11 protein-coding genes and 9 tRNA genes are annotated in these 10,557 nt (G+C 44.7%); 1 reads left to right on the forward strand and 19 read right to left on the reverse strand.

Annotated features, from left to right (window positions below; all coding sequences use genetic code 11):
* Nucleotides 1-222: 222 nt before the first annotated feature.
* The 8 genes from CRO25_RS24420 to CRO25_RS24455 form a co-directional block, all read right to left on the reverse strand.
* Nucleotides 223-897 (reverse strand): response regulator transcription factor, encoded by a 675-nt coding sequence (locus tag CRO25_RS24420; protein WP_176854774.1) that lies wholly within the window; start codon nt 895-897, stop codon nt 223-225.
* Nucleotides 833-1,954: a sensor histidine kinase gene (locus tag CRO25_RS24425; protein ID WP_079696701.1), complete on the reverse strand. Its 1,122-nt coding sequence runs from the start codon at nt 1,952-1,954 to the stop codon at nt 833-835. Before CRO25_RS24425 ends, CRO25_RS24420 begins: the two co-directional genes overlap by 65 nt.
* A gap of 33 nt (nt 1,955-1,987) precedes the next feature.
* Nucleotides 1,988-2,635 (reverse strand): cell wall-active antibiotics response protein LiaF, encoded by a 648-nt coding sequence (gene liaF, locus CRO25_RS24430; protein WP_063566167.1) that lies wholly within the window; start codon nt 2,633-2,635, stop codon nt 1,988-1,990.
* A 149-nt stretch (nt 2,636-2,784) separates the two neighbouring features.
* Nucleotides 2,785-3,492, reverse strand: a complete 708-nt coding sequence (locus CRO25_RS24435) for a PspA/IM30 family protein (protein ID WP_064635674.1) — start codon at nt 3,490-3,492, stop codon at nt 2,785-2,787.
* Nucleotide 3,493: 1 nt separating this feature from the next.
* On the reverse strand, nt 3,494-4,000 hold the full coding sequence (locus CRO25_RS24440; RefSeq protein WP_063566168.1) for a PspC domain-containing protein: 507 nt from the start codon (nt 3,998-4,000) through the stop codon (nt 3,494-3,496).
* A 17-nt stretch (nt 4,001-4,017) separates the two neighbouring features.
* Nucleotides 4,018-4,254: a PspC domain-containing protein gene (locus tag CRO25_RS24445; protein WP_079696702.1), complete on the reverse strand. Its 237-nt coding sequence runs from the start codon at nt 4,252-4,254 to the stop codon at nt 4,018-4,020.
* Nucleotides 4,255-4,258: 4 nt separating this feature from the next.
* Complete coding sequence (locus CRO25_RS24450) at nt 4,259-4,930, reverse strand: PspA/IM30 family protein (RefSeq protein ID WP_063566170.1); 672 nt, start codon at nt 4,928-4,930, stop codon at nt 4,259-4,261.
* Nucleotides 4,931-4,963: 33 nt separating this feature from the next.
* On the reverse strand, nt 4,964-5,272 hold the full coding sequence (locus tag CRO25_RS24455; protein ID WP_062324034.1) for a hypothetical protein: 309 nt from the start codon (nt 5,270-5,272) through the stop codon (nt 4,964-4,966).
* Between the two features lie 518 nt (nt 5,273-5,790).
* On the opposite strand from CRO25_RS24455, the gene CRO25_RS24460 reads away from it, so the two are divergent.
* Nucleotides 5,791-8,151, forward strand: a complete 2,361-nt coding sequence (locus CRO25_RS24460) for a helix-turn-helix domain-containing protein (RefSeq protein ID WP_079696703.1) — start codon at nt 5,791-5,793, stop codon at nt 8,149-8,151.
* A gap of 183 nt (nt 8,152-8,334) precedes the next feature.
* On the opposite strand, the gene CRO25_RS24465 is transcribed toward CRO25_RS24460, so the two are convergent.
* The 11 genes from CRO25_RS24465 to CRO25_RS24515 form a co-directional block, all read right to left on the reverse strand.
* Nucleotides 8,335-9,255, reverse strand: coding sequence for a methyltransferase domain-containing protein (locus CRO25_RS24465; RefSeq protein WP_079696704.1), 921 nt, complete (start codon nt 9,253-9,255; stop codon nt 8,335-8,337).
* 297 nt (nt 9,256-9,552) lie between these two features.
* The gene (locus CRO25_RS33715; protein WP_079696705.1) at nt 9,553-9,777 is read right to left on the reverse strand and encodes a hypothetical protein; all 225 of its coding nucleotides are present in this window, start codon (nt 9,775-9,777) and stop codon (nt 9,553-9,555) included.
* A tRNA-Leu gene (locus tag CRO25_RS24475) sits at nt 9,751-9,829 on the reverse strand. Before CRO25_RS24475 ends, CRO25_RS33715 begins: the two co-directional genes overlap by 27 nt.
* Nucleotides 9,830-9,854: 25 nt before the next feature.
* Nucleotides 9,855-9,928: transfer RNA gene (locus tag CRO25_RS24480), tRNA-Cys, on the reverse strand.
* Between the two features lie 6 nt (nt 9,929-9,934).
* Nucleotides 9,935-10,009, reverse strand: a tRNA-Gly gene (locus tag CRO25_RS24485).
* A gap of 4 nt (nt 10,010-10,013) precedes the next feature.
* Nucleotides 10,014-10,088, reverse strand: a tRNA-Gln gene (locus CRO25_RS24490).
* A gap of 11 nt (nt 10,089-10,099) precedes the next feature.
* A tRNA-His gene (locus CRO25_RS24495) sits at nt 10,100-10,172 on the reverse strand.
* A gap of 29 nt (nt 10,173-10,201) precedes the next feature.
* A tRNA-Trp gene (locus tag CRO25_RS24500) sits at nt 10,202-10,275 on the reverse strand.
* Between the two features lie 6 nt (nt 10,276-10,281).
* Nucleotides 10,282-10,367, reverse strand: a tRNA-Tyr gene (locus CRO25_RS24505).
* 9 nt (nt 10,368-10,376) lie between these two features.
* Nucleotides 10,377-10,452 (reverse strand) — tRNA-Thr (locus CRO25_RS24510).
* 18 nt (nt 10,453-10,470) lie between these two features.
* Nucleotides 10,471-10,546 (reverse strand) — tRNA-Phe (locus CRO25_RS24515).
* Between the last annotated feature and the right edge of the window lie 11 nt (nt 10,547-10,557).

Consider the following 10,557-nt stretch of genomic DNA (forward strand, 5'->3'; position numbering starts at 1 on the left):
ACATTCTATGAATCTATCAACAGCATGCCCCCATTACTCATTTGCTAAACTTCTTTTTGGCACACAAAAAAAGCCCCATCCACCATCTTCATGGCTGATCGGACCTTATATCATTTTATGGGCAGAACAGACTTTCGAATCGTGCTCCACCGATTGCTTAACTTCACCTTATCTACTCAGTAAAACCATAGTGCATGCCTCAACCATCACACGCTTCTTTTTCTATTCCGCAAGTCCATTCTTATAAGCATAGATGGCTGCCTGTGTACGATCATCCACGCCCAATTTTGCTAGTATGTTCGTGACATGGAATTTGACTGTCTTGATCCCGATAATCAGATCATCTGCGATGTCCTGGTTCGATTTGCCTTTAGCGACTAACCGAAGTACATCCATCTCCCGATCAGTCAATTCATCATGAGCTGGTGCCACTGCCTGCGGCTGTCGGAAACGATTCATCATTTTGGACGCCACTTGTGATTCCAGAACCGATTGCCCCCGAGCCGCTGCGCGGATCGCATCTGCCACCTCATTAGCTCTCGATGTTTTCAGCAGATAACTGAAGGCTCCTGCCTCAATAACCGGATACATTTTTTCATCATCCAGATAACTGGTCAGTACAATGACCTTGCATTCCGGATACATTTTGAGCAGCTGCCGGGTGGCTTCAATTCCGTCCATCCCTTCCATGACGAGATCCATCAGGACAACATCAGGTTTATACTCCTGTGCCAAGCGAATACCTTCCTCACCGCTACCCGCTTCCCCCACCACTTCAATGCCATCTTCGGTATCCAGGACCGCAGCGAGGCCAATGCGTACCATCTCATGATCATCCACGAGCAACACTTTGATCGACGTTTCCACTTCCGTCTCCGTTTCTATCCCCGTCTCCATTGACATGTTCTTCCCCGCTTTCATCGTTCATCAAAGGTATTGTAATCTCAATTCGTGTTCCTTTGCCCGGCGCCGTTACAAATTGAATGGCTCCGCCAATTTCAGTCACACGTTCACGCATATTGGTCAGACCATAGGAAGCCTGTTTCTGATCGTCGAGATCAAATCCCTGACCATCATCACGAATCAGTACCCGAATGGCATCTATCCGGCGCTGAAGTCGAATTTCCATCTTTTCTGCCTTCGCATGACGTAATGTATTGGACATCGCTTCCTGAACAATACGGAACAGATGATTCTCAATGCCTTTGATCAAATGAATGTCTTCATCCATTTCGAGCACAATGTCCATAGGTACTTTTGTTTTCAACTCCATCACAAGATCACGTAAACCTTGTTCGAGATGTTTACCCTCCAGGTAGACAGGTCGCAAATGTAATAGCAACGCCCGCATCTCAGATTGAGCTACCGACGCCATCTCTTCGATCAGGGCCACCTGCCGCTGGGCACGTGCAAAATCCTTCTCCATTCTTCGTCCAACCGCTGTTGCGGTCATAGAAATGGCGAACAACTGCTGTGATACCGCATCATGCAATTCTCGTGCCAACCGCTGCCGTTCCTCCACAATGGCCGTTATTCTTGCCTGTTCAGCCAACTGCGCGTTATTCGTAGACAACCTTTGCAAAGAAGAGACCTGATCTTCCCACTTTTTGCCGATACGTCCAAGCTGCTCACTTAATCGCCCGACATCATCAATGCCGAGGTCCGGCACAGTACGTGAGAGTGACCCCTTTTCCCATTGCAGCAGCGTCTCTCGCAATAGTTCAAGCCTTCGTTTGACCCGGTAACTCTGATAGAAGCCGAAGGCCGCACCCATACCGACCAAGAGCAATAGTAACGCCAGACCCGATTGAATCAGATGCCTCCATCCAGCAAACGGGGCAAGATAGCCATATGTATACAATACATACAAGATTACAATGAGCACAATGAAAACAAGGAGGATCCCTTCACCCATACTTCGGGTTACCATGTCGGTATGTCGTTTTGTCTTCATCCGGGTCTCCTCCTTCTTCACCTATTTAACTTATTACGGATTACTGATGTTTAGGTCGCCAACAATATAAGAAATGACAAATTTTGCTTTATGTTCACTGGACTCATATCCAGGAGTTCTCCATACCAATTTGTTCATCATGCCACTATCCTGCTCTCCATTCAGGCTAATCCGTCCAAAGAGTACCGATGCCTCAATTTCAACACCATAATCTTCAGGCAGTATCAGACGAACATTCCCCATAACTCCCTGCAAAAGTACAATCGTTTGTTTCTCTTCCGGGAGGGAAAGTGACAGATCTGCATTAATCTCACCCATGGCATGCCATAGGCTCATACTCCGCAATGTCCATGGTGCTTGATCCCAATAGTACCGGGCCATGAAGTTTTGCTTGCGCATGATATTCCCATCTAGATGAATCTTTTTGTTTTTGGAATAAAAATAGGCCAGCGAAGCCAGTACAATCAAAAATACAATCATTAGATTATCAAGCAACAACAGTGCGGCACCGATACCGAGGTATCGATAACCTTTGTGTGTGTCCCCCTTACGAACTTGTACCATACCTATCGTTAACAGAATCAGTGCGGCGACGGTCAGTAGGTTAATATTTCGGTTCAGTAACATCAGCATGCCGATCACAATGATTACAACAGCAAGCCATTGACCCTTCTTATTCATCTCTGCCGCACCTCCTCTGTAAGTTAATCTTCCCAATTCGACGGAAAAGCCATATCAGGCTTTAAACACCTGTATGGCTTAACCTTTGTTCTAGAAACCGTTCTTTATTCACGATTTATAGAATATCATATTGTCTGCTGAGCGAACAGTTATTCTTTTGAAGTACCGCCCGTTTCATTTTTGGCACCATTGCCAATTTTGTTTTTCAGAGCTTGCAGCTGTTGATCCACTTTGAATTGCTTTTCTGTATCTACAGGGTTAGTGTACGTAGATTGTGTATTACGATAAGGTGCACGGCTCACATCAGCTTCAGCTTCCATTTGCATGATTTTCTCTTCCATGCGGTGGAATCCAAGGGATGCACCACCACTCTCGATCGAGTGCAAGCTGTTGATTTGAGACATTTGTTTTTTGGCTTTCGCCATCTGTGCACGGGATACGAGTTCATTACGTTTGTTACGCATTTTGTAGAACTCATCTTTCATGTCATGCAGCTGTTGCAGCAAATCTTTGGCTTGAGCTTCGGATTGAGCATGAAGTTCTCTGTATTCCGTAATTTTTTGATCGAAGTAGATTTTCTCTTCCAGCAATTTACGAGCCACTTCTTCCTGACCATTAGCCAGTGCAGCCTCTGCCTGAGACTCACGTTGTACCGATGTACGTTCTGCTTCGTCCAGACGCTGTTTCATGCGACGCTCGTTCGCCATTTGTTTGGCGACTGTTACCTCTGCCTCATGAATTTCAGCCTCCATGTCACGCAAGTACTGGTTCAACATTACAATCGGGTCTTCCACTTTATCCAACATATCATTTACCGACGCTTTAGTCATATCCTTAATCCGTTTAAATACTCCCATTTTACTTTTCTCCCTTCTCGTAACGAGATAATTTTTGGCGAAGCTCTTCAACTTCTTTTTTCAATGCTTTTTTCTCAATATCTTTCATCATGGAATCAAGTTCACTTTCTTGCTGTGACCCTGCTCCGTAGGCGTTATTGTCGTAAGAACGTGGACCAGACTGAGGTCTGCTGTTGTATCCTGGGCCAGGACCAAAGTTTCCAGGGCCTTGATTATGGTTGTTTTGGAAAGGACCTCTTGGCGGCTCGTGATCAAAGTTGTTGTATCCTCTACCAGCGCCAGGACCAGGACCCGGACCATAGCCGTATGGATCATAAGGTGGATATGGCTCTTTTGGCACCACCAGTGCTGCGATGAAGTAGATTAACAACGACGTGCCGCCAGTTACGAAGATACTGATGACGAAGATGATACGCAGCAAGGTTGAATCCATGCCGATCGACTCGGATATCCCACCACATAATCCTGTCAGCATCCGGTCACGTGTTGAGCGATATAATTTGCTCATGTGCTTACTCCTTTCGTTTACTTGTATCCTCTTACGTGATCAGCACCATAAGTGTATGGATCAGCGTGATAGGGTTCTTTTGGCACTACCAATGCAGTGATGAAGTAGATCAACAATGATGTACCCCCCGTAGCGAAAATACTGATGAAGAAAATGATACGCAGCAGCGTGGAACTAAATCCAAGATTTTCAGATATGCCGCCAATCAAACCTGTCAGCATACGATTACGCGATGAGCGGTAAAGTTTATTCATGTGTCTACTCCTTTCTGTCATTGTTCAGCTTTTGTTTCAGCCGTTCCAGTTCTTTGTCCAGCGTAGAGGATGACATGGTGCCAGACGTACCTGACCCATCCTGACTCATCCGCCGCAAATCCCGGAGACTTTGTGCCTCATATTCGAGATCAGAAACCTGATCGTCCAGCCGGTTGAACATACGGGGTACATTCTGACCGTTGTAGTGACCTCTCTGATTCATTCGTTGCTGCAATTGAATCGTCTGCATACGAGCGTAGTAATATTGGCGTTTGCTGTATACATTTTGATACTCCACTTTCAGTTGGTCGATCTGTTCGTCCAGTTCCTGTAAAGCCGCATTGCTTTGTGCGTACAATTCATTGTATTGCTCCATTTTTTCCTCGTGTAGGATTTTCTCCTGTAAAGCAAGTTTAGCTAAATGCTCCTCGCCTGCTTTCAGAGCCATGGAAGCTTGTTCTTCCCGTTTGTGTACCATACCTGCTGCCTGATCCGCTTGTTGTTTCATTTGTCTGGTATGGCTTGCATATTGATGACGAAGCTTCTCGGCTTCACCGATGTCTTGGCGGGTCGAGACCAGAAACTGATCAATCAGTTTGACTGGATCCTGACTTTGCTCCAGATGTTCGTTTAAATTAGCTACGGTAATGTCCCGCATTCGACGAAATACACTCATTTTGTCTGTCCTCCTTATCATAATCGTGAAAGCTTAGTAACGGCCACGACGACTGCGATTATTACTCAACATGGAGAATCCGAAGATGATTAACCCAATCGCGATGATCGGTCCGATCAGCCAGGCTAGTTTACCCAGCAATGAGAGGATACCGATGAAGAGAACAATCCATCCAAGCAGTACATTTCCTCGTTTAACTCCGTAGTAGCCAAGTGCAATCATCAGGATCGGAATTAGATAACCCATTAAATGTCCCAGTAGAGGAGTTAACTTCCCGAAGAGGAGGAGTGCACCCAATGCAATCAGTACAACCGCCCAGCCATTTCCTTTATTCCATCTCATAATTATTGTTCACCACCCTTTCGGTTCGTTAATTTTGGTTTGTGTGTTTGTTCGTTTGTTTCTTGTTTAACCTTATGTCCTTATTCTAGGGGAAACTGCGACTTTTCAAAACAGACCGTGGACGGTTTTTCATCCTAGACTCAGGTCGGGGATCGGGTTGGACCTTTGACTGTCCCTGGATCAGACCATTGGCCACTATACCGAATAAAGGCCTTAGATATCCCTTATTAACCTTCTTCCAAGCCGTTTCACCCCGTATGAATACGACATCCATACCTCTTATCTACGTTCTCCCTCGACTGACGTTTCCCATTATGCCTTCCATTAAAGATAAAACGACCTCAATTATAATTTGAACGATTTCATGATCTTCATTTCCACTTGAATTTTTATTACTTTTTTTATCCAAATAAACAAAATTTAGATTGTTCTATATGTAAGCGTTTACTAAAATAGAAAGTGTTACTAATCCAAAAGTCAGGAGTGGACCTGTGCGATCATTCAGCTATCTACATAAAATGATAGTCTTCGGAATCTTGTTAAGTACCCTGCCCATTCTGTTGACGGGAATCGCCGCTTTTATCTATTCTTCAAAACAATCAGAGCTGCATCGTGCTCAAGCCAATAAACAACTGTTAATCCAAATGCAAACCAACGTGGAGCACAAACTTGCAACCGTAAGCTATATGCTCGATCAGGCCGTTCGGTCACCGGACACGCTCCATTCGCTAACTTCATCATCATCGGTTCAGGGCACCGGGCCTTTGTTTGCTGAGAAGTTACAGACCGAATTCAAGAATATGAGATCATGGGAGCCTCTAATGGATATTACACTCGTAAATCAGACCCAGGATTGGCTTATCGATCATGCTGGCCTGTACCTGAATACTGATTTTCCAATGGCTCTGCCCATGAAAGACTTATTATCGAACACACTCACATCCGGTTGGCAGCTTACACCATCATCCGTGTTTAACAATAATGAACGCTTGATGAATTCAGGCTGCATTTACCATATTGCACTCGCCAGATCGATACCCGATGTAAATGTTTCTTCTGACGCTGCCCTGATTGCGGGAATTCCCGCATGTTCACTGCAAAAACCACTGGAAGAGGATTCACCAGACAGCTCTAAGGCCGGACTAATCATTTTGAATCGTGAACAACGCATCATGGTCCACCCCGATCCCGAATATATTGGTCAGCCATTGGCTGCAGCAGGAATAAAAGATAGCGCATCCGGTACCAATCTTAGCGAGCTGTTATCTATCCGTGGATTCGCTGCCTCTTCAGGCCAACGGGAGGTACGTATTGCAGATACACGTTACTCGCTGTCCTATACGCATTCTTCTCTAAAAGGGTGGACATATATTCTCATTTCGCCTACGAATATTCTTACTCACGAGTATGTTCAAATTGGGTTGCACACCATGTATATCAGTGTCGCTATGCTACTGCTTTCACTGTTGCTCTCATGGGCAGGCTCGAGAAGAATGGTTATACCCCTACGCAAGCTTCTCGTACAACTTGGTGATAAACGCTTATCCAGAGGTAACTTGGAAACCAATTCTACGCTTCATATGGATGAATTTGAGCAAATCAGAGCCGGCGTTTCACAGCTATCTGCTTCTCGATCCCAGCTTGAAAGCAAATTGAATCAATATAAGTTGCAGATCCGCACTCATTTTCTAATCAACCTGCTTCTGGGCAAAAATGCTCCATCCACTCTTCATGACACACTCAGAGAGAATGGTTATGGTTCACAGCTTCAAGAATGGCAACAAATAGCCGTCATTGCAATCCAGGCTGATCTTATGAATCACTCCAAATATCATGCCAAGGATCGTGATTTGTTGCTGTTTGCCGTTCAGAATATACTGGAGGAGAGTGTTTATGCAGAACAACAGTTACTTCCTGTCGTATATGAACAGGCTGTCATTACAATTATCGGTACCCCTGAGAAAGATCGTGTTCGCTTTTCACAGCATCTGTATACGTTAACGGAACAACTACAACTTCAGATCAGTGAGATCCTTAGTCTCCAGGTAAGCATTGGCTTTAGTCAGCCCCACGTCTGCCTATTTCAGATACCGCAAGCTTATACGGAGGCCCTTGAAGCGCTCAAGCATCGAATGAAACTGGGAGCAGGCATCATCTTTCAATTTGAGGCGATCGATAATCGTACCTCCCATTGGGCACTGCCATATCCAGAATCACTGGAGTATACGCTGATTCAGGCTATCCAAAATGCCGATGAAGCCCAGGCCTCCTCTCATCTCCATCAGTTGCTTGAAGTGCTGTTCGGCATGGAATGTACACCGGAAGAATATCAGGTAGCACTTACCCGATTGTTAACACATATTTTGCAGATGATGCAGGAATCCGGTATACGATTGGGACAGATCTCCAAAGGCCATGGGTCTATCTTCAATGAACTTCATGCTCTACAGTACGCAGCTGAGGTTGAGCAATGGTTTAATAATCATATCATCATACCGATCATTCTCATTTTGAAAGAAAGACAGTACGCCCAATATCAGCACATATCCGAGAAAATGATTGCCATCATCCAGCAAGAATACGATAAGGATCTGACGTTGGAGGAATGCGCATCCAGACTTCACTACAATGCCAACTACCTAAGTAGTGTGTTCCGCAAAGAGACAGGCTGTGCATTCAGTGAGTATCTGACGAAGTACCGCTTCAGTATAGCTAAAAAGTGGCTTGACGAAAGCGAACTAACGGTCAAGGATATTGCCGCACGGCTTCGTTATAACAACCCGCAGAACTTTATCCGGTCTTTTCGAAAATGGGAAGGGATCACTCCTGGACAGTATAGGGAACGAAAGCAGAAGCCTGATCTATCCATAAAGCAATAATTGGCTCTTTTGGTGATGAAGTACGACGGTTATAACTATTTCTATCTATAGAAGAAGAACGTTTGTTATTTAGTCGAAGAATAAGTTGTTTTATATATGAACATCAAAAGGGAGCAGTATAACTGCTCCCTTTTCTCCCTTAAAATTTTATCTAAATTGATTATTGCTGAAATGGGTCTACTGTTACTTGGGCCGTACCACTTTCATATTCGGTTGCTCCAATTGAATCAGAATTTTACCGAACTTCCCTCCGCGTGAGAATGTAACCATACCATCCTTGTAAGTGTCTCTAATATATTGCTCAGCCAAGGCAAGTGAACCTTCATCCGTTGGCAGTTCGTGCGTACTAAGCCACTCCTGAAGCTTATCAACGACTTCCTCAACAGGCATCTCCATATAACTTGTTTCTTTAGTGATCAAGGTGGTGTAAGAATAATCTTTCAGGTACAGCAGCTGTTGTATATATCCCATATCTCCAGCGTTGTATGATGGATAGACACCTAGTATCTCTTTAAGATCATCTATTAGTGTGTGCTCTCTCGGTCCAGCCATCGTGCTGATATAAACATACTTTCGGGCAGTGCTGATCGCCTGTTCAATCGTTTCCCAATTCGACATTGCCGGGCACATGGATGCAAATGCAAAATCATATTTCTTCTCCCAACCCTTGTCCTGAATCGATATGTCCTCGAACCGCTCTGAAACGATATCAATACTGGATGTAAGGGATGCAGGAATTGTCTCCTTCATTAATGAAACTAACAGTTCAGAGGGCTCTACAGCTGTAACGGTCGCTCCTTTGGTTGCAAAAGGAATCGTAAAGATGCCCGACGCTGCTCCAATGTCTAATATCGATAACCCGTCAAAACTCACTCCCTGATTTTCAATCCAGCCTATGATGCGTCCGGATCGCTGCTTTCCTTCTTCTGTAAACGATTGTTGATGATATTCTCTAGCCCATCGTTCAAACGCTGATTTCGCGTCAAACGCTGCGCTCTTCATATTGTATGTTGAAGCTGTGGACTGATTCTTCCACGCTTCTTCCCACATAGATAGATCGAATAATATTTCAGAATGCTTGGATATATGTTTTTCCTCAGACACGTTGCTTCCCTCCATTTCTTTTATAAAATATAAAATTCGCAAAAAGAATATTATCTTTTTTTAATAAGCATCTTTTATATGAATTTAAAAGAGCTATAATATCCACAATTCTTTGAAATAATATCAGAGACTTTATATGTCTACAATATACTCATTGAAGTTATGCGTCAATACATAAACAACAATAATTCAATCTCCTTCTACAAACTATCCAAGTGCAGAAATTAGAAAGGAAATTGACGCAGTAGCACAGCAATTGAAAGGTGGCCAATTTACAGGTAAAGCAATACTTTGAATCTAGAGATACCAGAATGTCGCGTATTTGCCCAAGCACATCATGCTGGATTCCCCTGCAGTAATAGTGTTGTGGTGACCTACAAGAATCCATTCAGGATCCCCTCTTTGCTTAACTGCCTCACATTCATCTTCAATTCCACCAAATAAAAAAAGCTCATTAGATTTTGCATCTAATGAGCTTTTCCTTACTTGCTTAAATACCGGCGAGAGGACTCGAACCTCCACGGTTTCCCACTCGATTTTGAGTCGAGCGCGTCTGCCATTCCGCCACGCCGGCATATGATGTTTTTATAGAAATATACTGGAGGCGCCACCCAGATTCGAACTGGGGATAAAGCTTTTGCAGAGCTGTGCCTTACCACTTGGCTATGGCGCCATATTTTGGAGCGGACGACGGGAATCGAACCCGCGACCCTCGCCTTGGCAAGGCGATGCTCTACCGCTGAGCCACGTCCGCATAATGGCTGGGGATATAGGATTTGAACCTATGCATGACGGAGTCAAAGTCCGTTGCCTTACCGCTTGGCTAATCCCCAAAAAACAAAAGGGCGATCGAGGGGAATTGAACCCCCGAATGCCGGATCCACAAACCGGTGCGTTAACCACTTCGCCACGACCGCCATAATACAATATGCTCTTAAAAGTTAATTGGCAGGGGCAGCAGGAATTGAACCCACACCAACGGTTTTGGAGACCGTTGTTCTACCTTTAAACTATGCCCCTAAAAACTGGTGGAGGATGATGGATTCGAACCACCGAACCCGTACGGGAGCAGATTTACAGTCTGATGCGTTTGGCCACTTCGCTAATCCTCCAGGATTACATGGTGCCGGCGAGAGGACTTGAACCCCCAACCTACTGATTACAAGTCAGTTGCTCTACCAGTTGAGCTACACCGGCATATTAAGTTGTGATAAATGGTGGCTCGGGACGGAATCGAACCGCCGACACGAGGATTTTCAGTCCTCTGCTCTACCGACTGAGCTACCGAGCCACAATAAAGTT

This window comes from Paenibacillus sp. RU5M, assembly GCF_900221055.1.
GTDB classification, from domain to species: domain Bacteria; phylum Bacillota; class Bacilli; order Paenibacillales; family Paenibacillaceae; genus Paenibacillus; species Paenibacillus marchantiae.